This window comes from Janthinobacterium sp. JC611 (assembly GCF_018682595.1).
Lineage (GTDB): Bacteria > Pseudomonadota > Gammaproteobacteria > Burkholderiales > Burkholderiaceae_D > Janthinobacterium.
Genome location: NZ_JAFLJN010000003.1, coordinates 216,611 through 239,294 on the forward strand (window position 1 = coordinate 216,611; position 22,684 = coordinate 239,294).

Consider the following 22,684-nt stretch of genomic DNA (forward strand, 5'->3'; position numbering starts at 1 on the left):
CGCAAGGCGGCTGCACGCTGGCAGCCGCTCAACACCGGGTAGAGCGGATGATAGGGGGAGGCGAAAACGAAGGGGGTTACAAGTTGGTAATGTGCCGATATGCCACTGGCGCTGGCGACCTAGCGCGGCAGCCGCAATCGCAGGCGCAGGCCCGGCGCGGCATCCTCGATCTCCAGGCTGCCCCCATGCAGGGCCGCGATGGCGGCCACGATGGACAGTCCCAGGCCATTGCCGGGCAGATGGCGGCTCTTGTCGAGCCGGTAGAAGCGCTGCGTCAGCTTCGGCAATTCTTCCTTTGGTACGCCGGGGCCGTTGTCGCGCACGGCCAGCCAGCTGCCGTGCTCATCGCTGCCGGCCGACACTTCCACCGTGGCGCCCCGCCCCGCGTACTTGATGGCGTTGTCGACCAGGCTGGCCAGGGCGCTGCCCAGCAGGTTGCGGTCGCCGCGCGCCGGCACGCCCTCGCCATACATCTGCACCAGCAGCACACCCTGCTCGTCGGCCGTCGCTTCGTACATTTCCACGATGTCGGCGCCGATCTGCAGCAGGTCGAGGTCGTCGAAATTCTCCGGGCGCATGCCCGATTCGGCCGCCGCGATCTGCAGCAGCTTGTCGAACACGCGCGTCAGGTCGTCGATGTCGTCGATGGCCGCCTGCGCCGCGCTCTCGTAGCCGGCCACGCCCTGCTGCTGGCGCAAGGCGCCATCGAGCTTGTTGCGGATGCGGCCCAGCGGCGTGCGCAGGTCGTGCGCGATGGCGTTCGACACGTGGCGCACGCCTTCCATCAGGTGTTCGATGCGGTCGAGCATGCGGTTGATGTCGCGGCTCAGCAAGCCGAATTCATCCTCGCTGGAGACGGGAATGCGCCGGCTCAGGTCTCCCGCCTCGATCTCGCCCGCCGTGCGCCGGATCTGCCCGATGCGCGCTTCGAGCTGGCGGCGGAACAGCCACGCGCCCGCCACCACCAGCAGGATGGCCACCCCGCCGCCATAGGCCAGCGAACGCAGCACCAGGGTGCGGATCGACTTGCCCTCTTCCATGTCGCGCCCGACGAACAGGCGCGCGCCGCCCGCCAGGTCGCGGATCAGCATGCGCGCGGGCACCCGGCGTCCTTCGCGCGTGACGTCGCGGTGCAGCAAGCGGCCCACGGGACTGCCCGCATCGGGCCACGACGACAGGTTGCCCGCCACGCGGCGACCATCCGCGTCCACCAGCAGGAAAATCTCCGTGTCGCTGTCGGTGCGGTCAGTGAGCAGATGGGCGATTTCCGCCGTCGTGCGGCTGCTGCCCCCCTGCTGGTACAGCGCGGCGAGGCGCTCCGAGAGCAGGGACAGCTTGCGGTCCACGCTGCGATCGAGCACGCCGATGGTGCCGAAATAGAACACGGCGCAGACGATGCTGATCGAGACGACCACCAGCACGCCATAGCCGAGCGCCAGGCGGGCCGCGATCGAGCGGTGCAGCTTACGCACCGTCGAGCACGCCCAAGGTGTAGCCGACGCCGCGCACCGTATGGATCAGCGGCGGCGAAAATTCCTTGTCCACCTTGGTGCGCAAGCGGCTCACCTGCACGTCGATGACGTTGGTCTGCGGGTCGAAATGGTAGTCCCACACGGCTTCGAGCAGCATGGCGCGCGTAACGGACTGGCCCTGGTGGCGCATCAGGTATTCCAGCAGGCGAAATTCGCGCGGCTGCAGGGCGATTTGCCGGTTGGCGCGCGTCACGCGCATGGTGCGCATGTCGAGCACCAGGTCGGCCACCTGCAGCTGCGTCGCTTCGGGCACCGGCGCGGCGCGCCGCAGCAGCGCCTCGATGCGCGCCAGCAGTTCGGCGATGGCGAACGGTTTTGACAGATAATCGTCGCCGCCGCTGCGCAGGCCGCGCACGCGCTCGTCGACGCTGGACAGGGCCGACAGCACCAGCACGGGCGTGTTGCGGCCCATGCCGCGCAGGCGCGCGACGATGGCCAGGCCGTCGATCTCGCCGGGCAGCAGGCGGTCGAGCACCAGCGCATCCCAGTCTTCGCCGCAGGCCAGGCGCATGCCGTCGATGCCATTATCGCAGGCGGTGACGTCGTGGCCCGCCTCGCGCAGGCCGGCGCAGATATAGCGGGAAGTTTCAGCTTCGTCTTCGATGACCAGGCAGCGCACGGGAGTTCCTTGTAAAAATCGGGACAGCAAATAGGCGCAGCATACGCCAGGCGCGCGTTGCTTGCCAGTCCCGTTGCGTGCGGCGAACGATGGCAGGGTCGGGTACAATACAGCCTCGACAATGTTTGGCCGCGTCCGCGCGCGCATGTGCGCATGGTTTTTTCAGTGCATGTTTTCGGCGCCTTCCGGATTGCCGCGGCCTGCATGGACACCACTGCCACTAACGAACATCAGGCACGCCTGGCGCGCGCCACAAACCAATACAGCCATGAAATCGACCCACTCTCTCGCACTGGCGCTGGCCATCGCATGCGGCAGCGCCGCCGCCGCAGACACCAAGCAAAGCATGCTGTTCGACGAAATCCCCATCGGCAGCTGGAGCACTTCCGCCGAACTGGGCGCCATCACCACCTCGGGCAACACGGTCGGCACTTCCGTCACGGGCAAGATCGACGCGCGCCAGGAACTCGATGACTGGAGCAACCAGTACATCTTCAGCGGCTACTTCAAGGAAGACGAAACGACCAACGACGACGGCGAGAAGGTGCGCGAACGCTCGGCCGAACGCTTTTCCGCCTCCGCCAAGGCCGCCTACAAGCTGATGGCCGACCATGAAAAACTGTTCGTGCTGGCCTCGCACGTGAACGACAAGTTCGGCGCCTACACCAAGTACTCGACCCTGGCCGTCGGTCATGGCTCGCGCTGGTACCAGTCGAGCGACAAGAGCGTCGACGTGGAAATCGGTCCTGGCTATTTCAGCGGCACCAATGATGCGGGCGAATCGGAACACGGCCTGACGGTGCGCGGCGCGGCCGCCATGAAGTGGAAGATCAGCCAGTCGGCGATGTTCACCCAGACGGTCAGCGTGGAACGTGGCACCTCGAACACCCACTCGATCGCCGAAACGGCCCTCAGCACGAAAATCAACGGCACCATGCAGATGAAGGCCGCCTTCAGCGCCCGCAACGACACGCGCGTACCGGACGACAAGAAGAACACGGATACGCAAACCTCGCTGACCCTGGTCTACTCGTTCTGAGATGCCGGCGATGCTGATGCGGCGCCTGCGCGTATGCACCCTCCTGTGCGCCGCGGCGCTGCTGGGCGGCTGCGCCGCCGTCACCGTCAGCGCCATCTCGCCGGCCGATTACCTGCAGCAGCGGCGCGGCGACATCCTCACCACGGGGAAACTGAGCGCCGCAGCCAGCGAGGTGCTGCGCATCATCGGCAGCGACATCGCCGCCTGCGAAGCCAATACGGGCAACTGCCGCGCCGACCTGGCACGCTCCGAACTGCTCAGCGACGAGCAACGCCTGGCGACCCTCTCCGAACTATGGCTGGAAAGCGCCCTGGCGGAGGAAAAACAGGGCGGCCACCCGAGCGCCGAACGGCTGGCCGCGTGGCTCGAATCGGCGCGCTATGCGTATGCCTACCTGTTCTACACGACGCGCACGCCGGGCCAGCGCGCCTTCGAGGAACGCCAGACGCAAATCCGCGACTACTATAACTACGCCGTGCAAAAGGCCGTCGGCAACCTGTTCCGCCACCGCGGCGAGTACCGTCCCGATGGCCATGTGATCCGCGTCGCCGGCTGGCAGATCGACAGCGAATTGTCGGCCCTGCGCCTGCCCGAGGACGGCACCCTGCCCGAGGAACTGCTGCCGGCCACCTCGCTGTCGTTTTCCGGCCTGCGCAATGTGTACCGGCGCGACGGCTTCGGCGCCGACCTGGTCGCCGTCATGCCCAAGCCGCAGGCGTCGAAAGACGCGTATGTGCCGTACCAGGAAACCCGCTTCCCCGTCGTCACGGCGCTGATCCGCTTCGACGGCAACAGCCTGCAGGAAGTGCTGGCCACGCAGCAGCTGCTGGTGATGCTGGTCGACCCGACGCGCACCGAATCGACGCGCATGGCGGGCCAGGAACTGCCCGTGGCGGCCAATTTCACGGCCGGCTATGGGCTGTGGCTGGCCCGTTCCGGCTTCGGCGTGCAGGCGCTGCGCACCCTGTTCGGCCGCGCCGACGGCATTTCGCGCCCGCAGGTGCACCTGATGCAGCCCTACGACCCGAACAAGCGCACCATCGTCATGCTGCACGGCCTGGCCAGCAGCCCGGAAGCGTGGATCAACGTGGCAAATGAACTGATGGGCGACGAGCAGCTGCGCCGCCGCTACCAGATCTGGCAGGTGTACTACCCGAGCAATGCGCCGCTGGCGGCCAACAACGCCGCCATCCGCCAGGCGCTGAACGCGACCCTGGCCCATTTCGACCCTGCGGCCAAGGCCGACGCCGCGAACGACATGGTGTTGATCGGCCACAGCATGGGCGGCGTGCTGGCGCGCCTGATGGTGTCCGACGCCAGCAACACCCTGCTCGACGCCATCACGGAAGAATACAATTTGAAGGGCAAGAAGGCGGAAAAGGTGCGCGCCGGCCTGGCGCCCTACCTGAATTTCACGGCCATGCCGCAGGTGAACCGCGCCATCTTCATCGCCGCGCCCCACCGCGGCACCTCGTTCGCCAACCACAAGGTGGCGCGCTGGATCGCCAACCTCGTCACCTTGCCCATCGCCATGCTCGATCAATTGTCGGACGCGGCCGGCAGCCTGGCGCAGCTCGACACGGGCAGCAGCGAGCCGCTGCGCATCCCCAACAGCATCGATAACCTCAGCGACAAGGACCCGTTCGTGCGCCTGGTGGCCGACCTGCCGATCAGCCCGAAAGTGCGCTACTACTCCATCATGGGCAACGACACGCCGGACCTGCCCCTGGCGGACTCCAGCGATGGCGTGGTGCCCTACGCCAGCGCCCACCTCGACGGCGCGCAGTCGGAAAAAGTCATCCCGTCCTGGCACAGCGTGCAGGAAAGCCCGCAGGCGATCCTGGAGATACGGCGGATCTTGCGGTTGCCTGACAACTTGCCCTGATACGCTTGGCATTATTTCCGCGTGGATTATCGCTGAATAAGAAAGTTACGCCACATGATAAAGTTGCGAAACATGAGAATTTCGTATACGATGTTCTTTACCAGGCTACTGCAAAGGAATCATCATGACAGTGCATCTGCATCACGATACGCTGGCGCCCGACCGTCAGGCATTAACAGATAGTGACCTTCGGGTGGTGGAACAATTCTCGCAGCTAGTAGCCGCACAGCTCGACATACTGGTACAAGGGCCCGAGCGCCAGCGCCTGATCGACGTGACCACGCGCGCGCTCCATCAAGCGCGCACCTTGCTGGGCGCCCCGCCGCCGCTCACGCCGCTCCAGCTTCCCGTGTCAAAACTCAAGGTTTCAGAGGTCATTGGTCAGGGATGGGTGGAACTGTCGCAGGCCTCCCTGTATCGCGCCGTGGAAAGCCTGCGGTTTTATTGCGTGACGCCCAAGGGACGCAGTATCGGCAAGGAATTTCCGGCATGGCAATTTGTGCAGCCCGTGCCGGAACTGATCGCGCCCGTGCTGGCCATCCTGGCCGGCCAGCCGAGTAGTGAAATCCATGCCTTCTGGATCAGCAGCACAGACGAACTCAACGAACTATCGCCAGCGGAGATGCTTGCAGGCAAATCGTTTGAAACGCGGTCCGCAGTGCATCCCAGCCAGCAGGCGCTGCTGAATCAGCCAGCAAACGAGAGATTACGCAAGGTGCTTGCGTTGGCGAAGTGGCAGCATAGGGGGATGGCTGACATCGTAGGTTAACATGCAACACGGACAGACAACGTCCCACGTCCCGCCAGACATGGCCGCACGCCTGCCGGCATGGACATCGCTGCGCACTGAATTATTAAGCAATATCGTCGCCATTCAATCGGGCCAGACCCTGGTGCGCGCGGCGTGGAACCAGGCGTCCATATGGCCCGCGAGGGTTGAACGCACGTACCGCTTCGGTCCGCCCGCCGAGCTGGCCAATGCGCACGGCTTCCCCTATCACTGGATATATATTGCGGACGATGCCGACACGGCGGCCTGGGAAGCCCAGCTTTGCCGTAATGATGCCACGCGTCCGGGCACCTTCTACATCGCGCACAATGCGCAACAAGCGCTGATCGCGACGCTGTCATTCAGCGTGCCACTGCGACTGCTCGACCTGACGGGCCTGGCCGCCAGCCGGCTTGGCATTTATGATCAATTGCGCAGCCCCGATCACGGCTGGTGCCAATGGCTGGGCTGGCAGCTCGATCAGATCATTGCGCAGGAGGCATGCGCGATTCACGGCTTCATCTACCCGTCGCGCCGCCAGCCCGGCAAGCTGGCCTACGCCATATCCTCGCGCCACATGGCGAGCTTGGGCCAGGCCATGGCGTGCTCACAGCGGGCATTCGGCGACAGCCCTGCCTATGCACGCTTGCTGGCCGACCGCCTGCGCGCGGCCCCCCCCCTGACCTGCAGCGTCTACACCGGCTCGCGCCACTTGTCCTTGATCTCCAGCATGGCCGGCAAGTGCTCGATGAACAGCGCCAGCAGGTCCGGGTCGAAGTGCGTGCCGCTGTCGCGCCGCATGGTGGCGATGGCGTCCGGCACCGTCCAGGCGGGCTTGTAGGGGCGCTCGCTGGTGAGGGCGTCGAAGACGTCGGCGATGGCGACGATGCGGCCTTCATGCGGAATTTCCTCGCCCTTCAAACCTTGCGGATAGCCGCTGCCATCCCATTTCTCGTGGTGCGTGAGGGCGATGGTGCGCGCCATTTTCAAGAGGCCGCCCGCGTGCTCGCCGATGATGGCCGCGCCGATTTCCGCGTGGCGGCGCATGACTTGCCATTCGTCCGCATCGAGCTTGCCCGGCTTTTGCAGGATGGCGTCGGGGATGCCGATCTTGCCCACGTCGTGCATGGGGGCCGCATTCAATAAATCTTCCGCCCTGCCCGCGCTGTAGCCGGCCGCCAGCGCCAGCTGGCGCGCGTAATAGCTCATGCGGATGACGTGCATGCCCGTTTCGTTATCCTTGTATTCGGCCGCCTGGCCCAGGGTCTGGATCACCTGCAGGCGCGAGCGGCGCAATTCCTCGGCGTCCACCAGCGACAGATGCGTGCGCACGCGGGCGCGCACGATGGGCGGGCTGACGGGTTTCGTGATGTAATCGACGGCGCCCGCGTCAAAACCGTCCGCCTCGTCCTTCACGTCGCACAGGGCGGTGACGAAAATGACGGGGATGGGCGCGGTGGCCGGCATGGCCTTCAGTTGACGACACACCTCATACCCCGTCATGGCGGGCATCATGATGTCGAGCAGGATCAGTTCGACGGGATTGCTGCGCGCCAGTTCCAGCGCCTTCTCGCCATCCTTGGCATACAGCAGGCGGTAATCGTCCTGCAGGATCTGGCGCAGCACCTGCAGGTTCGTCGCTTCGTCGTCGACCAGCAGCAGGATCGGTTTGTCTTCGTGTAAGGTCATGCTTAGCCCAATATCAGGAAAGGTCGGCAGGCGCTGGCGCTTCCAGCCACGCCAGCAGCTGGCGCAGCACGCCCGCGGCGCGCGTAAATTCAAAGTCGTCGATGGCGCTGGCCAGCGCCTGCAGCTTCTGCTGCTGGCCGTGCGACGCCAGCATGGCGGCGATCTGCGCCATCAAGGCGTCGTCGAGCTGCCCGCCTTCCAGGCTGGCGATGGCTTGCCGCAGCAAGACGCCAAGGGCGGAGGCATCGAGGGGTGCGCCGGCGGCAGGCGCCTGCATGGCGTCAGCCGGCATCCCCACCTCTTCCAGTTCGCCGGCCAGCGCCATGAAGGCGGCCGCCAGCTGCACCAGCAATTGCGTCGCCGGCAACTGGCGCGCGATCGCCTGCTCGATGCGTCCCAGCAGGCTTTCGACCTGCACCAGGCACAGGTTGCCCGCCGCGCCCTTGATACGGTGCAGCAGATGGCCCGCCACGCTGCCGCCGCCCCGTTCCAGCTCGGCCGCCAGCATGGCGGCGCAATCGCCGTTGGCCTGCACGAAGCGCGCGATGGCGCGCTGCAAGGCTTCGCGTCCGCCCCACAGGGCGATGCCGCGCTGCCAGTCGACCTGGCCGGACGCCGCGCGCGCCGCCGCACCGGACGCCGGCGGCGGCATGGCCACGGCGATATCGAGCAGGCGGGCGATTTCCGCTGTCAGCTTGTGCATCTCCAGCGGCTTCGAGGCAAAGCCGTTCATGCCGGCCGTCTGCGCGGCGCGCCGGTCCTGTTCCAGCACGCTGGCCGTCAGGGCGATGATGGGCGTCGCCTTCAAGCCCTGTTCGCGCTCGTGCACGCGGATCAGGCGCGTCGCTTCCAGGCCATCCATGCGCGGCATCTGCACGTCCATCAGGACGATGTCGAAGCTGCCCTTGCTGAACTCGCGCACGGCGCTCTCGCCATCGCTGGCGGCGATCACCTGATGGCCGGCAGCGCCCAGGCTGATCAAGAGCAGCTCCACGTTCTGCGGCACGTCGTCGGCCGCCAGGATGCGCAGCGGCGGCAAGGCCACGACGGGCTGCTCGCTGCGGCGCGCCACGGCCTTGCCCGGCGCCAGCGGCAGCAGCACGTGGAACACGCTGCCCACGCCCAGGGTGCTTTCCACCGTGATGGTGCCCCCCATCAGTTCGACCAGCTGCAGCGAAATCGTCGTGCCCAGACCCGTGCCGCCAAAGCGGCGGCTCATCGAGGAATCGGCTTGCGTGAATGGCGCGAAGATTTTATCGAGCCGGTCGGCCGGGATGCCGATGCCCGTGTCGTGCACGGCGATATGCACCTGCTCGCCCCGCATGCCGACGGCCACGCGCACATGGCCCACTTCCGTGAACTTGACGGCATTACCGATCAGATTCGTCAGCACCTGCTGCACCCGGCGCGCGTCGCCCAGGAAGAACTGGCCCATGCCGGGATCGATGTCGACGTGCAGCACCAGGTCGCGCGCATGCGCCGTGATGCGCAGCGACGCGGCCACGTGGTCGACCAGGTCGGGCAGGGAAAAGTCCACCAGTTCCAGCTCGGTGGCGCCTTTTTCCAGCTTGGCCGTGTCGAGGATGTCGTTGAGCAGTTCGAGCAGAGAGCGGGCGGACTGGCGCACCGTGCCCAGGTGACGGCGCTGCAGGCTGTCCAGGGCGGTGCCCAGCAGCACTTCCGTAAAGCCGATGATGGCGTTCATCGGCGTGCGGATTTCATGGCTCATGTTGGCCAGGAAGCTGGTCTTCGATTCGGCGGCCAGCTCGGCGCGGTCTTTCGCCGCGCGCAGGCTTTCCTGCATGGCGCGCCGTTCGCTCACGTCGGTGGCCAGCTTGACCACCTTGAACGGCTTGCCGTCCGTGTTGAAGATCGGGTTGTACGAGGCGTGTATCCACACTTCCCGCCCCTGCCTGTCGATGCGCTTGTACTCGCCGGTATTGAATTCACCCTGCGCCAGGTGCTGCCAGAAGGCGCAGTAGTCCGGCGAGGTGACATAAGCCGGTTCGCAAAAGATGCTGTGATGCAGGCCCAGCACGTCCTCGAGGCGGTAGCCGATCAGGTCGAGGAAGTTCTCGTTGGCCGCCAGGATGCGTCCCTGCAGGTCGAACTCCGCCACGGCCGTCGCGCGCGAGATGGCCGTCACCTTGCCTTCATATTCGGCGTTGCGCAATTCGCTTTCCGTGATGTCGAGGATGACGCCGTCGATCCAGCGCACCACGCCGTCGTTATCGAGCACGGGGCCGCTGCTTTCGCGCACCCAGCGTTCGCGCCCGTCGCGGTGGAGCATGCGGTAGACGTTCTCGAAGTCGCGCTTCTCGCCCGCCGCCTGCACGCAGGTGTCGTTGACGCGCTGGCGGTCGTCCGGGTGCACAAGGTCGAACAGCCTGACCCGCCCTTCGGCGAAGTCCTGCGGCATCCAGCCCGTCAGGTTGAAAACGGCGTCGCTGATGAAGATCATCTTCCATTCGGGCGCGAAGCTGCAGTGGAAGGACACGCCGGGGATGTTGCGGATCAGGGTGCGGTACTGGCGTTCGCTGTCCTTCAGCGCCTGCTCCATGCTGCGCGACGAGCGCATGTCCGTGACAAACGCCACGAACAGGGGCTGGCCCGGCGTGTCGATCTTGCCGATCGCCACGCGCATGGGCAGCACGGCGCCGTCCTTGTGGCAGCCATCGAGTTCGCGGCCGCTGTCGAGGATGCGCGAGGCGCCCGTTTCCAGGTAGTCGCGCAGATAGCCTTCGTACTGGGCCGCATCGGACGGCTGCAGCAGCACGCTGGCGTCGCGCCCCACGATCTCCGCTTCGCGCCAGCCAAACAGCTTTTCCGCGGCGGGATTGAAGGAGCGCACCTTGCCCTGGCCATCGATGGTGATCAGGCCATCGGCCGCCGTATCGACGATGGCGCGCAGGCGCGATTCGCTGGCGCTGGCATGGCGCAGCAGCTGGCGGTAGCGCAGCAAGCCGTTCGCGGCGGCGACAAACACCGTCAGGGTGACGGTGATCAGCGCCACGGCCAGGGCCACGAACGAGGCTTGCACCGTGATCGTGTTCTCGCCCGCCGTGGGGGTGCCGGAAAAGCGCGCCGCCAGCATGCCCGTGTAATGCATGCCGGAAATGGCCAAGCCCATGACGGCACTGCTGACCAGCAAGGACGCCAGCGGACCGAGGCGCAAACGCATGGCGCTCAGGCCAAAGCGTATCCACAGCGCCAGCATGGCCATGACGACGGCCACCAGCAGCGACAGCGCGAACAGCCATGGCTGGTAATGCAGGGTCAGCGAGGTTTGCATGGCGGCCATGCCGCTGTAGTGCATGGAACCGATGCCCACGCCGACCAGCACGCCGCCCACCACCAGCTGGCGCCAGTTGATGCTGGGACGCGCCAGCAGGTGCAGCGCCACCCATGAGGCGGCCACGCCGGGCAGCATGGACAGCAGGGTCAGGCTGGGATCGAAGGACACGCGCGTGCAGATATCGAAGGCCAGCATGCCGATGAAGTGCATCGACCAGATGCCGCCACCGAGCGCGATGGCGCCCGTGACGATGGCCGTCTGGCGCTGAAAGCCGCGCTCGCTGCTGCGCGCCATGCCGGCGATCTGCAGGGCCATGAACGAGGCAAAGATGGCGATACCGATGGAAAACAGCACCAGCCAGGCATCGTGCGTGCCATAGATGTACTGCATGGTATCGCTCGATACGGCGAAGATGGAACTAAACATACTGTCGTGGCATAAGAGAGTAAAACCTAACGTCGCAAAACATGACGGCGCACCGCGCCGCCGGCGCCAGGCTTTTTACTAAAGCGGCAACACAGCGGAAATGACAACGGCAGCAGTCGACCAGGGCAAGGCTCGGTCATCACGCCCGCGCCTGCCGCGCGGGGGAAAGGTGCTTTTTACAGGGTGAAAAAGCGGAATGCGTACGAACTCTGGCGCGGATGTCTGGCCGCCAGCGTGACGATGATTTTTCAAGGAGCCATGAGTATAGTTGCTTTACAAAAATATTCATAGGACTTCAGCAATACAGTTATCAAAAATGATAGTTATTGCGGCGGCGATGCGACAACGGCCCGCCTAGGCCTGCGGCCAGCGCGCGGACCGAACAACACATCGTCGGCCGCCGAAAAGCGGATCCACTCAGCGCGTGCGCCTTTCAGCTGGGGCGCCGGCTTTCCGCTCAAGCGTTCTGCGCCAGCATGCCGCGGAACCATGCCAGTTGCTCGCGCGTCAGATAATTGGCGCCATCGCCATGCAGCAGCACGATTTCGATCTCGGCCGGAATCGACCCGATCAATTGCGCGCCCGTGACGGGAATATGGGGAAAATTGATACCGGCCAGGAAGGCCGGGTCTTCCGCCACCGTCACGCAGCGGCGCTCAGGGTTCGGCGACGGCACGAGGAACAGGTCGATCTGCTCGCTTTGCCCGCCGATGACGACGTGCAATTGCGCGGCCAGCAGTTCGGGCAGGATCAGCTCGATGTTATTCTCGGCGCGCGATTGCTGGAAAGCGCTTTTCAGGGGCGTAAGAACGGGCGTGGCGGTCATGGCGAAGTGGAAGGATGAAGACGGCGGCAGTGTAACAGAGGCGCCAGATCGGCGTGCGCTTAAGCCAGCGTGCGCTTCCCGGGCCTTGCAGCGAGCACGAAGGGAATGGCAAATGGCCCCAGCAAGGTCACCAGGACCGCCCGCGCAGCCGTTGTGCTGACCTGGCGCCGTTTGGCAATGAAGAGGCAGGCGAAGGCCGACAAGGACCAGATCAAGGCAGGCAGGTATGCGGTCATCATGCACTCCGGAGGCACCTGGGAAGGCGGGAAATGCATGCTGACACGAAAAGGTGGTCACCGCAACGGCAAATGGGTATTTCCCGTTGCGGTGCGAGGCCAGCCGCCCCGCTTTCAGTCGTTCTTGAGACTGCAAGCGGCTGTCGGCCGGCGATGGGGTCAATAATATACGGTCAGTGCTGGCCGATCTTCATGATCTTCAAGGCGTTCGTGCCGCCGACCTTGCCCATCGGCTCGCCCCAGGTCAGCACGACGGTGTCGCCCTTGGCCACGACTTTATGCTCCAGCAGCAAGTCTTCCGCCTGTTGCAAGACCTTGTCGCGGTCGGTGCCGGAGGTCAGTTCCAGGGTGCTGACGTTGCGGTACAGGGCCAGCTTGCGGCGCGTGCCCACACTCGGGGTCAGCGCGACGATGGGGATGTCGATGTTGCAACGGCTCATCCACAGGGCCGTGGAACCCGATTCCGTCAGGGTGGCGATGGCTTTCACGCGCAGGTGATGGGCGGTAAACAGCGCGCCATACGCGATCGACTGGTCGATGCGCGAGAACGTGGCGTTGAGGAAATCGGCGTCCAGCTTGCAGGTATCCCATTTTTCCGCGTCCAGGCAGATGGCGGCCATCGCTTCCACCGTTTCGATTGGATAGCGGCCCGAGGCCGTTTCCGCCGACGTCATGACGGCGTCCGTGCCATCGAGCACGGCATTGGCCACGTCGGATACTTCCGCGCGCGTCGGCACGGCGTTGACGATCATCGATTCCATCATCTGCGTGGCCGTGATGGCCAGCTTGTTCGACGCGCGCGCCATCTTGATCATGCGCTTTTGCAAGGCCGGCACGGCCGCGTTACCCACTTCCACGGCCAGGTCGCCGCGCGCCACCATGATGCCGTCGGACGCGTCGAGAATTTCTTGCAGCGCGGGAATGGCTTCAGCGCGCTCGATCTTGGCGATCATCATCGGCTTGTGGTCCCACGCTTCGCCGGCGATATTGGCCAGCTGGCGCGCCATGACCATGTCGGTGGCGTTTTTCGGGAAGGACACGGCCACGTAATCGGCCTGGAAGCTCATCGCCGTTTTCACGTCTTCCATGTCTTTCGCCGTCAGCGCCGGCGCCGACAGGCCGCCGCCCTGGCGGTTGATGCCCTTGTTGTTCGACAGCTCGCCGCCGATTTTCACGGTCGTGTGGATTTCGCTGCCGACGACTTTATCCACCGTCAAGACGATGAGGCCATCGTTCAGCAGCAGCACGTCGGCGGCGCGCAGGTCGCGCGGCAATTCCTTGTAGTCGAGGCCGCAGCGCTCGATGTTGCCCAGCTCGCCGTTCTCGCCCCATTTCGCGTCGAGGATGAACTTGGCGCCGTTTTCCAGGAAAATCTTGCCTTCTTCAAACTTGCCGACGCGAATCTTCGGGCCTTGCAAGTCGGCCATGATGGCCACTTCGCGGCCGCACAGGGCCGCCGCCTCGCGCACCATGCGGGCGCGGTCGATATGGTCTTGCGCCTTGCCATGCGAGAAGTTCAGGCGCACGACGTCGACGCCGGCCTTGAACATGCGGACCAGGGTATCGATATCGTTCGAAGCGGGGCCGATGGTGGAAACGATCTTGGTGGCGCGTTGCTGTACTTGCATGGTCATGGTGTGCTGCTTTCTATAATGAGTTGCTACAAGGGCCAGCCTTGTGGGCCGGCCGTCCTGGTGCGCTGGATCAGCGGTACTACGTTCCTACTTGGCCGCCATCAAGGCGACCGTCGTGTCGAGCATGCGGTTCGAGAAACCCCACTCGTTGTCGTACCACGACGACACTTTGACGAGGCGGCCCGAGACCTTGGTCAGGGTGGCATCGAAGTTCGACGAGGCCGGGTTATGGTTGAAGTCGATGGAAACGAGCGGTTCCGTCTGGTACGTCAAAATGCCCTTCAAGGCGCCTTCCGACGCCGTTTTCAGCAAGGCGTTGACTTCCTCGACGGTCGTATCGCGCTTGGCGATGAAGGACAGGTCGACCAGCGAGACGTTAATCGTCGGCACGCGCACGGCAAAACCGTCCAGCTTGCCATTCAGTTCCGGCAAGACGAGGCCGACTGCGGCCGCCGCGCCCGTCTTGGTGGGAATCATCGAATGCGTGGCCGAGCGGGCGCGGCGCAAGTCTTCATGCATCACGTCGGACAGCACCTGGTCGTTCGTGTAGGCGTGCACGGTGGTCATCAGGCCCGATTCGATGCCGATGGCGTCGTTCAGCGGCTTCACCAGTGGCGCCAGGCAATTCGTCGTGCACGAGGCATTCGAGATGACCGTGTCCGTGCCTTTCAGCACATGCTGGTTGACGCCGAACACGATGGTGGCGTCCACGTCCTTGCCGCCCGGTGCGGAAATGATGACTTTTTTTGCCCCGCCCTTCAAATGGGCCGAGGCTTTTTCCTTGGTCGTGAAGAAGCCCGTGCACTCGAGCACGACGTCGACGCCGAGCTCGCCCCAGGGGATCAAGGCCGGATCGCGCTGCGCGAAGACGCGGATGCGGTCGCCATTGACGATCATGTTGTCGCCGTCGATGGTGACGACGCCGGGAAACTTGCCGTGCACCGTGTCGTAGCGCGTCAAATGCGCATTCGACTTGGCGTCGCCCAGGTCGTTGATGGCGACGATGGCGATATCCTGCTGCTTGCCGCCTTCATAAAACGCGCGCAAGACATTGCGGCCGATGCGGCCATAGCCATTGATGGCAACTTTGATGGTCATGCTGTCTCCTTGATATTGTTTGAATGACTTACTTAACCACTATTCCTCAACCCTGCCGCGATGCCGTTGATCGACAAATGGATGCCCGTGCGCGCCGCCGCATCCTGCTTGCCCTCGCGGAAGCGTTTCAACAGCTCCACCTGCACGTGGTTGAGCGGGTCGATGTAGGGGAAGCGGTTGCGTATCGAGCGCTGCATCAGCGGATTGGCTTGCTGCAACTCTTCCTGGCCCGTGATCAGCTTCAGGGCGTCCAGGGTGGCCGCGTATTCGGCGCGGATGCGCGTGAAGATGGCGTCGCGCAAGGCCTTGTCCTTGACCAGTTCCGCATACTTGCCGGCAATGGCGATGTCGCTCTTGGCCAGCACCATATCCATGTTCGACAGCAAGGACGTGAAGAAAGGCCAATCCGTGTACATGCCGCGCAGCACGTCCGCGCCGTCGGCTGGATGGGCGGCCAGGTAGGCTTGCACGGCGGAACCGAAACCGAACCAGCCCGGCAGCATCAAGCGGCATTGCGCCCAGCTCAAGACCCAGGGAATGGCGCGCAAATCCTCGATGGACGTGGATTTCTTGCGCGACGCGGGACGGCTGCCGATGTTCAGCGCGGCGATTTCCGCGATCACGGTCGACTCCCAGAAATACTGCTCGAAGCCTTGCGTGCCATACACGAGGTCGCGGTAGGCGTTCAGGGCCGTGCCCGACAATTCTTCCATCGCGGCCAGGTGGCCCGCGCCGGCCGACGCCTTCGGCTGCAGCTGCGCCTGCGGCAGCAGGGTCGACTGGATGGTGGCGGCCACCAGCACTTCCAGGTTGCGGCGCCCCACTTCCGGGTTCGCATACTTGGCCGTGATGACTTCGCCCTGCTCCGTCAAACGGATCTGTCCCTGCACGGCGCCGGCCGGCTGGGCCAGGATGGCTTCGTAGCTGGGTCCGCCGCCGCGTCCCACTGAACCGCCGCGGCCGTGGAACAGGCGCAGCTTGATCTGGTATTCCTTGAAGACCGTCACCAGCTCGATCTCGGCCTTGTAGAGTTCCCAGCCCGAGGTGAGGAAGCCGCCATCCTTGTTGCTGTCGGAATAGCCGAGCATGACTTCCTGCTGGTCCGCGCGCGACGCCAGCAAGCCCCGGTAGAACGGCAAGCCGAAGGCGCGCGCCATGATGGCGGGGCCGGCGCGCAAGTCGTCTATCGTTTCAAACAGCGGGATGATGTTGACGTCGACTTCGCGGCTGTCCTGGCGCAGCAAGCCCACTTCTTTCAGCAGCAAGGCCACTTCCAGCAAGTCCGACACGCTGGCCGCCTTCGAGATGATGCAGTTCGGCACCGATTCCTTGCCGTACAACTGGTGGGCGGCGCGCACGGCGCGGAAGATGTCGAGTTCGGACGTGGTTTCTTCCGAGTACTGCGCATACGGCGACGTCAGCAGGCGTGGCGACTCCAGCTCGGCCAGCAGCACGGCGATGCGCTGCTCTTCGTCGAGGTCCAGGTAGACGAGGCCCGGCTGGGCGCCGGCGAACAGTTCGCCCACGACGCGCTCGTGCACGTCGGAATTCTGGCGCAAGTCCAGCGGCGCCAGCGAGAAGCCGAAGACCTTGACGGCGCGGCGCAGCTGGCGCAGCCGGCCGCGGGCCAAGGCGCGCAAGCCATTGCTGACGAGGGAATGCTGGACCACGTCCAGGTCGGCCAGCAATTCTTCAGCCGCAGCGTAGGGCTGCACGCCGTCGGCTGGCTTGCCCTTGCCGCACAGGGCGACACGCGTGGCCTCCAGCCGCGCGTGGATGCCGTGCAAGGCGCGGCGGTACGGTTCGTCCACGCGGTGCGGCGAGGCATCGGCCGAGCGTTCGGCCAGCGCGCGCAGCGGCTCGCTGCAGGCATTGAGTATCTGCGCCAGCGACAGTTGCGAAGCGAGCTTGCGCAATTCACCGAGGTAAAAGTCGAGCACCTTGTCGGCTTGCGTCTGCAGGGTGCTGCGCAGGATGTCGGCCGTGACGAAGGGGTTGCCGTCGCGGTCGCCGCCTATCCAGCTGCCGACTTTCATGAAATTGGGCAATTCCGCATCTTCCCAGCGGGCATCGCGCTGGGCCAGCATGGTTTCCAGCGAGGAATACAGTTTCGGCAATTCGCGCAAGATCGTGTGGTCATAGAACGACAGGCCATTGGCCACTTCATCCATGACGGACAGCTTGCTCGTGCGCAGCAGGCGCGTCTGCCACAGGGTGACGATGCCGCGGCCCAGCGCCTCTTCGTTCTGCTGCGCCTCTTCCGGCGTCATTTGCACGCGGTCGCGCTCGCTCAACAGGCGCGCGATGGCCATCTGGCAATTCTGGATGCTCTTGCGCTGCACTTCCGTCGGGTGCGCCGTGAAGACGGGGCTGACGAAGGCATCGCCGAAGAAGGTTTCCAGCGCATCGGCCTTGCCCGCGTCAAACACGTTGCCGACGGCATGGCTGAGGCTACCCTGGCGCGGCGGCGAACCGGCGATCAGATGGGCGCGCGTGCGGCGGATGTGATGTTGGTCTTCCGCGATATTGGCCAGCAGCGAAAAATAGCTGAAGGCGCGCGTCAGTTGCGTGGTTTCTTCCTGCGACAGCGCTTGCAGCGCGTCCGACAGTTGCGCGCGCGCCGCTTCATCATGGTCGCGGCGGAAACGGATGGCCAGCTGGCGCACATGTTCGATGCGCTCGAAGGCGGGGTCGCCCAGGTGGTTGCGGATGGCGTCGCCCAGCAGACGGCCCAGCTGGCGGATATCGCTGCTCAGCAGCTCGTCTTTCACTTCATTCATTTGCATGGTATGTATTTCCTGGGGCGGCCACGGCGGCACCGCACGGATTGCGTAGTACGCGCTTCCCGGCCTGGGAAACGCCCATCGTCGATTTTGTAGTAAATTTACCTTATTGTCTCACCATCCTCTTGATTTTCATCAATAAAAACTCCACCCAAAGGCTCAACAAGGGCTTGCGAGCTGTTTGCTAGGGCAACAATATGAAAATTTACTACGCATTTAAGCGAAAGGCAATCACCTTTTGTCTTTCGAGAGTGAAAAGTGACGGCGCAACACACATGCCACGCGCTCTCCTGTATGCTGGCGGCTGAAACAAGGATGTAATCCACATCTTATGAACGATATCCGATGCGACTGACCGCCTATACCGACTACACTCTGCGCACCCTGATGTACCTGGGCGTGCACCGCGACCGCCTCGTGACCATCCAGGACATCGCCGACCTGCATGCGATTTCAAAGAATCATTTGATGAAGGTGGTGCACCAGCTGGGCCTGTCAGGCATCGTGGAAACGGTGCGCGGCAGGAATGGCGGCCTGCGCCTGGCGCGCGACCCGGCCGAGATCAATATCGGCACCGTCGTGCGCGAAACGGAAAATGATTTCTTCATGGCGGAATGTTTTAACAAGGAAAACAATACCTGCCCGCTGACGCCCGATTGCCTGCTGAAGGCCAAGCTGGGCCAGGCCACGGCCGCCTTCCTCGCCGTGCTCGACACGGTGACCCTGGCAGCCATCCTGGAGCCGGCTGGCAATGCGCCAGCGCCGATGGCAGGCGTGATCCGCCTGCACGTCGAAAATACGCAATAATCAGGACTTGGCAAGCAATCCGGCTGGGCCAACGGAAAATTCCGGCATGCTCCTGCTTGCCGATGACAGAGCCTACCTTTTTTTCTTTTTCGGGGGCTTCTTCTTTTTTGCTTCAACTGTTGAATCGTCGACTTCGGGAACGAGGACGGCATCCTCTTTCACGGCCGTCTCCTCCGCATAGTCCGCATTGAATTTCTCGCTGTCTATTAACTTAGCTATGATCCCGGGATAATCCGCCAGCCCGGGCACCCAATCCCTGATCTCCTGGTAGAGGCCGGCCATATGCCCTTTTTTTCTGTATTTGACCACCATTTCATTCCATTCTTTACCATGATGGTTTGCTTTTGAATGCAATGAGAATGTCTGATGAAAAATAGCGTTGGCCCGGAACGGGTCGGCCAGTTTAAGATCGAAGCTTTGCCTTAATGGATTATGATTTTCGTGTAGCCCAGTATGCATTTTACGGACGTGTGGGCGGTCACCGGGTTTGTCCGGGTGTAGATAGGCATCCGTATTCGATTGAATATCTTCATTATTAAAAAATACCGGCCGCGTCACGCTGGCCCGCATCTTCTTGGCATGGTATTGAAGTTTACTGAATTCGCCAGCCAATTCTTCGCTTGTCTTCCCGCGAAGTAAGGATTTGGCCGCCTCATTGTAAGCGGCGAATCCGGCGTGCAGATTTTCGGGCAACAGGGCGGCGGCCGTGCCGCGCCCCTTAAAAAACACAACATTGGGTTGATCTGGGTAGAGTAATGAGGATGGCGCGGCGCCCAGCGATGGCAGTTTCGAGCCCGGCAGTTTGATTTGCTCCTTGTACTTCCTGAATTTCTCCGGGTCGAGCGCGGTAATCAGATTATCCGCACCGACAAGCTCGTTCCCTGCTGCTTTTGACACGCCCAAGCCGGTTGACCCCGAAATATGTCCTGGCTTATGCCATGTTTTGTAGACAAGCCGGGTTTCCGCATAGGCCTTGTCGAGCGTATCGCTGGCCTCATGCGTTTCGATATCTTTTTCAAGCAGACTGCCAAGCTCATGCAATTGCAATGCAGACAGGCTTTTCAGTTGGTGGTAAAAATCGGAAAGCAGGTGCACTTTCGCCTCCTGTTTCTTTTCAGGTTTCACGGCTAAACTATCGACCGCGATAAGCGACTGCATGAATCGCTGATAAGTGTCTTCAGCACTAAGGTGTGGCATGGACTCGAACAGCGGAATCACGTCTCGCCATACGACGCCTGGCTGGGTCGGATGTGGATCACCGTTTGCATGCTTTGCCGCCACACCTCCGATGGAAGCGTCAGGCACTTCGTCCAATTCCGGCACCACGCGTCCCGTCACCACGGTGACCCAGGGATTGAGTTTTGCCTGCACTTCGAAGCGCCCGCTCGGGGCCGGCACGATGCGCGTGGCCTGCGGGTGAAGCCGGCCCAGCTGATGGGCAATCGCTGCCGGATCGCCTGCGCCGTCGATGCCCGGCATGCGCACCCTTCCATTGCCGATGCTGGCCAAGCCCGTTTGCAGGGCGTCCGCCACCGGCCTGCCAGGCGCAATGGCCGTCGCTTCCAGCGATTGCGCCAGATCGCGCAGCCGCATGGCGCCGACGTCGGGCCGCCGCGTCAATTCCACCTCGCCGGCGCGCAGCCGCCCTTGTTGCGCCCTGTCCAGCAAATCCTGCACGCGGGTTTGATCGGCCGAGGCGGCAAAGCCATTGTTCCTGGCATGACCATGTGCCATGTCCGGCCATACGCGCGTCGCGCTGCCGGCACCGGGCGCGACGAAGCGATCCTGGCTTTCCTGTTTTTTGACCGCGTACGTATGCTTCATTGGCTCTTTCAAGTTGCACTTACTACAAGTAACAACAAGCGGACCTTCTGTGGGCGAGCGTACACCGACCAGGCCGATCATGCAAATCGCGGGCAAAAAAACACCCCTGCGAAAGGGGTGTTTCAGGGAGAGCGCGAGTCTAGCGGCTCAATGCGCGCTGGCGCCCGCCGCGCCGATGCCCGTCTCCGAACGCATCTGCTGCGCTTCGTAGCCGGCGCGGTCGATGCGCGCACGCGGGCTCTTGTCGAGCACCGAGAACAACCAGATGCCGACGAAGCCGGCCGTCATCGAGAACAGCGCCGGCGAGGCGTACGGGAACAGCGCTTCGCCATGGCCGAGCACGTCGACCCACACGGATTTCGACACCACCGTCAACGCCACGGCCGTGAGCAAGCCCAGGAAGCCGCCGATGGTGGCGCCCCGCGTCGTGCAATCCTTCCACAGCACCGACATGAACAGCACGGGGAAGTTGGCCGAGGCGGCAATGGCAAACGCCAGCGAGACCATGAAGGCGATGTTCTGCTTTTCAAACGCGATGCCCAGCACCACGGCGATGATGCCCAGCACGATCGTCGTCACGCGCGACACTTTCAACTCATTGGCGCCCGTCGCCTTGCCCTTCTTGATGACGGTGGCATACAGGTCATGCGACACGGCCGACGCGCCCGACAGGGTCAAGCCGGCCACGACGGCCAGGATGGTGGCAAACGCGACGGCCGACATGAAGCCGAGGAAGACGTTGCCGCCCACGGCCTTGGCCAGGTGCACGGCCGCCATGTTATTGCCGCCCAGCAATTTACCCGCCGCATCCTTGAATTCGGGATTGGTGCTTACCAGCACGATGGCGCCAAAGCCGATGATGAAGGTCAGGACGTAGAAATAGGCGATCCAGGTGGTGGCCCAGAACACGGATTTGCGCGCTTCCTTGGCGCTTGGCACCGTGAAGAAACGCATCAGGATGTGCGGCAGGCCGGCCGTGCCGAACATCAGCGCCATGCCGAAGGAAATGGCCGAGATCGGGTCCTTGATGAAGGAACCGGGGCCCATGATGGCTTCCTTGGTGGCATGCACGTCGACCGACTTGGCGAACAGTGCTTCCGGGCTGAAGTTGAATTGCGCCAGCACGGCCACGGCCATGAAGGTGGCGCCGCCCAGCAGCATCACGGCCTTGATGATCTGCACCCAGGTGGTGGCCGTCATGCCGCCGAACAGCACGTAGATCATCATCAGGGTGCCGACCAGGACGACGGCGATCCAGTATTCGAGGCCGAACAGCAGCTTGATCAGCTGACCCGCGCCCACCATCTGCGCGATCAGGTAAAACGCCACCACCACCAGCGTGCCGGACGCGGAAAAGATGCGGATCGGCGCCTGCTTGAAACGGTAGGCGGCCACGTCGGCAAAGGTAAAGCGGCCCAGGTTGCGCAGGCGCTCGGCCATCAGGAAGGTGATGACGGGCCAGCCGACGAGAAAGCCGATGGCGTAGATCAGGCCATCGTAGCCGTTCAGGAAGACGGCAGCGGAAATGCCGAGGAAGGAGGCGGCCGACATATAGTCGCCCGCGATGGCCAGGCCATTCTGGAAGCCCGTGATGCCGCCGCCGGCCGTGTAGAAGTCGGACGCGGACTTGGTCTTCTTGGCCGCCCACTTGGTGACGAACAGGGTGAAGATGACGAAGACGGCGAACATGATGATGGCCGTCCAGTTGGTGGGCTGCTTGACGGCCTGGCCCAGGTCGGCGCCGGCCGCCAGCGCGGCATTGCTGGCGCCCAGCAGCGCCAGGGCGCTCAGGCAGGATGCGCCGCGCGAGGCGAGCTTGGCGGCGCTCATGCTTGCACCCGTGCCTGGATGGCGTTGCTCAGGTCATCGAATTGCTTGTTGGCGCGGCGCACATAGATACCGGTGACCAGCACGGTAAACACGATGACGAACAGGCCGATCGGCATGCCCCAGGTCATCACGCCGGCACCCGTCTTTGATGCCAGGAATTCCTTGTTGAAGGCGATCAGCAGGATGTAGCCGTAGTACACCAGCATCATCAGGCCCGTCAGGGCCCAGCCGAAACGCGAGCGCACCTTGACCAGCCGATGATAGCTGGGGTCACCCTTGATTTTTTGAACGAGATCGTCATGCATTGTGTTGCCTCCGTTATGTAAAAGCTGCTCTTTTGTTGTCGAGCTTGGATTCACAATACGGCGCGAGGCTTACCCGCCCCTTACGGC

At 63.5% G+C, this 22,684-nt stretch carries 16 protein-coding genes; 4 read left to right on the forward strand and 12 right to left on the reverse strand.

Annotated features, from left to right (window positions below; all coding sequences use genetic code 11):
* Nucleotides 1-119: 119 nt before the first annotated feature.
* Both J0O65_RS03930 and J0O65_RS03935 read right to left on the reverse strand, forming a co-directional pair.
* A complete protein-coding gene (locus J0O65_RS03930; protein WP_215404327.1) occupies nt 120-1,472 on the reverse strand; it encodes a sensor histidine kinase in 1,353 nt (450 codons plus the stop codon).
* On the reverse strand, nt 1,465-2,151 hold the full coding sequence (locus J0O65_RS03935; RefSeq protein ID WP_152253375.1) for a winged helix-turn-helix domain-containing protein: 687 nt from the start codon (nt 2,149-2,151) through the stop codon (nt 1,465-1,467). The genes J0O65_RS03930 and J0O65_RS03935 overlap by 8 nt, the downstream gene beginning before the upstream one ends.
* 268 nt (nt 2,152-2,419) lie before the next feature.
* Here J0O65_RS03935 and J0O65_RS03940 point away from each other — a divergent pair, with 268 nt between their 5' ends.
* The 3 genes from J0O65_RS03940 (at nt 2,420) to J0O65_RS27800 (ending at nt 5,844) form a co-directional block, all read left to right on the forward strand.
* A complete protein-coding gene (locus J0O65_RS03940) occupies nt 2,420-3,190 on the forward strand; it encodes a DUF481 domain-containing protein (RefSeq protein ID WP_152253376.1) in 771 nt (256 codons plus the stop codon).
* A gap of 16 nt (nt 3,191-3,206) precedes the next feature.
* Nucleotides 3,207-5,075: an esterase/lipase family protein gene (locus J0O65_RS03945; RefSeq protein ID WP_215404329.1), complete on the forward strand. Its 1,869-nt coding sequence runs from the start codon at nt 3,207-3,209 to the stop codon at nt 5,073-5,075.
* Nucleotides 5,076-5,199: 124 nt separating this feature from the next.
* Complete coding sequence (locus J0O65_RS27800; RefSeq protein WP_251373398.1) at nt 5,200-5,844, forward strand: hypothetical protein; 645 nt, start codon at nt 5,200-5,202, stop codon at nt 5,842-5,844.
* 693 nt (nt 5,845-6,537) lie between these two features.
* Here the strand turns inward: J0O65_RS27800 and J0O65_RS03955 are convergent.
* From J0O65_RS03955 to ppc, 7 genes are all read right to left on the reverse strand, one after another.
* Nucleotides 6,538-7,533: a response regulator gene (locus tag J0O65_RS03955; protein ID WP_215404331.1), complete on the reverse strand. Its 996-nt coding sequence runs from the start codon at nt 7,531-7,533 to the stop codon at nt 6,538-6,540.
* Between the two features lie 13 nt (nt 7,534-7,546).
* On the reverse strand, nt 7,547-11,254 hold the full coding sequence (locus J0O65_RS03960; RefSeq protein ID WP_215404332.1) for a PAS domain S-box protein: 3,708 nt from the start codon (nt 11,252-11,254) through the stop codon (nt 7,547-7,549).
* A gap of 457 nt (nt 11,255-11,711) precedes the next feature.
* Nucleotides 11,712-12,080, reverse strand: a complete 369-nt coding sequence (locus J0O65_RS03965) for a hypothetical protein (RefSeq protein WP_215404334.1) — start codon at nt 12,078-12,080, stop codon at nt 11,712-11,714.
* 59 nt (nt 12,081-12,139) lie between these two features.
* Nucleotides 12,140-12,319, reverse strand: coding sequence for a hypothetical protein (locus J0O65_RS03970; RefSeq protein WP_215404336.1), 180 nt, complete (start codon nt 12,317-12,319; stop codon nt 12,140-12,142).
* A gap of 170 nt (nt 12,320-12,489) precedes the next feature.
* Nucleotides 12,490-13,950: a pyruvate kinase gene (pyk, locus tag J0O65_RS03975; RefSeq protein ID WP_215404338.1), complete on the reverse strand. Its 1,461-nt coding sequence runs from the start codon at nt 13,948-13,950 to the stop codon at nt 12,490-12,492.
* An 87-nt stretch (nt 13,951-14,037) separates the two neighbouring features.
* Entirely contained in the window at nt 14,038-15,048 is a 1,011-nt protein-coding gene (gene gap / locus J0O65_RS03980) for a type I glyceraldehyde-3-phosphate dehydrogenase (protein ID WP_215404340.1), read from the reverse strand.
* A gap of 32 nt (nt 15,049-15,080) precedes the next feature.
* Nucleotides 15,081-17,834, reverse strand: a complete 2,754-nt coding sequence (ppc, locus tag J0O65_RS03985) for a phosphoenolpyruvate carboxylase (RefSeq protein WP_215404342.1) — start codon at nt 17,832-17,834, stop codon at nt 15,081-15,083.
* Between the two features lie 342 nt (nt 17,835-18,176).
* Here ppc and J0O65_RS03990 point away from each other — a divergent pair, with 342 nt between their 5' ends.
* Nucleotides 18,177-18,638, forward strand: coding sequence for an RrF2 family transcriptional regulator (locus tag J0O65_RS03990; RefSeq protein ID WP_215404344.1), 462 nt, complete (start codon nt 18,177-18,179; stop codon nt 18,636-18,638).
* A 72-nt stretch (nt 18,639-18,710) separates the two neighbouring features.
* Here J0O65_RS03990 and J0O65_RS03995 read toward each other — a convergent pair whose 3' ends face one another.
* From J0O65_RS03995 to J0O65_RS04005, 3 genes are all read right to left on the reverse strand, one after another.
* Complete coding sequence (locus J0O65_RS03995) at nt 18,711-20,462, reverse strand: hypothetical protein (RefSeq protein ID WP_215404346.1); 1,752 nt, start codon at nt 20,460-20,462, stop codon at nt 18,711-18,713.
* Nucleotides 20,463-20,609: 147 nt separating this feature from the next.
* The gene (locus J0O65_RS04000; protein WP_215404348.1) at nt 20,610-22,292 is read right to left on the reverse strand and encodes a cation acetate symporter; all 1,683 of its coding nucleotides are present in this window, start codon (nt 22,290-22,292) and stop codon (nt 20,610-20,612) included.
* Complete coding sequence (locus J0O65_RS04005; RefSeq protein WP_215404350.1) at nt 22,289-22,597, reverse strand: DUF485 domain-containing protein; 309 nt, start codon at nt 22,595-22,597, stop codon at nt 22,289-22,291. The genes J0O65_RS04000 and J0O65_RS04005 overlap by 4 nt, the downstream gene beginning before the upstream one ends.
* Between the last annotated feature and the right edge of the window lie 87 nt (nt 22,598-22,684).

What these genes read in the sequence shown, in the direction of transcription:
- J0O65_RS03940 (WP_152253376.1), top strand. Translation starts at nt 2,420, where the DNA reads ATGAAATCGACCCACTCTCTCGCACTGGCGCTGGCCATCGCATGCGGC.
- J0O65_RS03945 (WP_215404329.1), top strand. Translation starts at nt 3,207, where the DNA reads ATGCGGCGCCTGCGCGTATGCACCCTCCTGTGCGCCGCGGCGCTGCTG.
- J0O65_RS27800 (WP_251373398.1), top strand. Translation starts at nt 5,200, where the DNA reads ATGACAGTGCATCTGCATCACGATACGCTGGCGCCCGACCGTCAGGCA.
- J0O65_RS03955 (WP_215404331.1), bottom strand. Translation starts at nt 7,533, where the DNA reads ATGACCTTACACGAAGACAAACCGATCCTGCTGCTGGTCGACGACGAA.
- J0O65_RS03960 (WP_215404332.1), bottom strand. Translation starts at nt 11,254, where the DNA reads ATGTTTAGTTCCATCTTCGCCGTATCGAGCGATACCATGCAGTACATC.
- J0O65_RS03965 (WP_215404334.1), bottom strand. Translation starts at nt 12,080, where the DNA reads ATGACCGCCACGCCCGTTCTTACGCCCCTGAAAAGCGCTTTCCAGCAA.
- J0O65_RS03970 (WP_215404336.1), bottom strand. Translation starts at nt 12,319, where the DNA reads ATGATGACCGCATACCTGCCTGCCTTGATCTGGTCCTTGTCGGCCTTC.
- pyk (WP_215404338.1), bottom strand. Translation starts at nt 13,950, where the DNA reads ATGACCATGCAAGTACAGCAACGCGCCACCAAGATCGTTTCCACCATC.
- gap (WP_215404340.1), bottom strand. Translation starts at nt 15,048, where the DNA reads ATGACCATCAAAGTTGCCATCAATGGCTATGGCCGCATCGGCCGCAAT.
- ppc (WP_215404342.1), bottom strand. Translation starts at nt 17,834, where the DNA reads ATGCAAATGAATGAAGTGAAAGACGAGCTGCTGAGCAGCGATATCCGC.
- J0O65_RS03990 (WP_215404344.1), top strand. Translation starts at nt 18,177, where the DNA reads ATGCGACTGACCGCCTATACCGACTACACTCTGCGCACCCTGATGTAC.
- J0O65_RS03995 (WP_215404346.1), bottom strand. Translation starts at nt 20,462, where the DNA reads ATGAAGCATACGTACGCGGTCAAAAAACAGGAAAGCCAGGATCGCTTC.
- J0O65_RS04000 (WP_215404348.1), bottom strand. Translation starts at nt 22,292, where the DNA reads ATGAGCGCCGCCAAGCTCGCCTCGCGCGGCGCATCCTGCCTGAGCGCC.
- J0O65_RS04005 (WP_215404350.1), bottom strand. Translation starts at nt 22,597, where the DNA reads ATGCATGACGATCTCGTTCAAAAAATCAAGGGTGACCCCAGCTATCAT.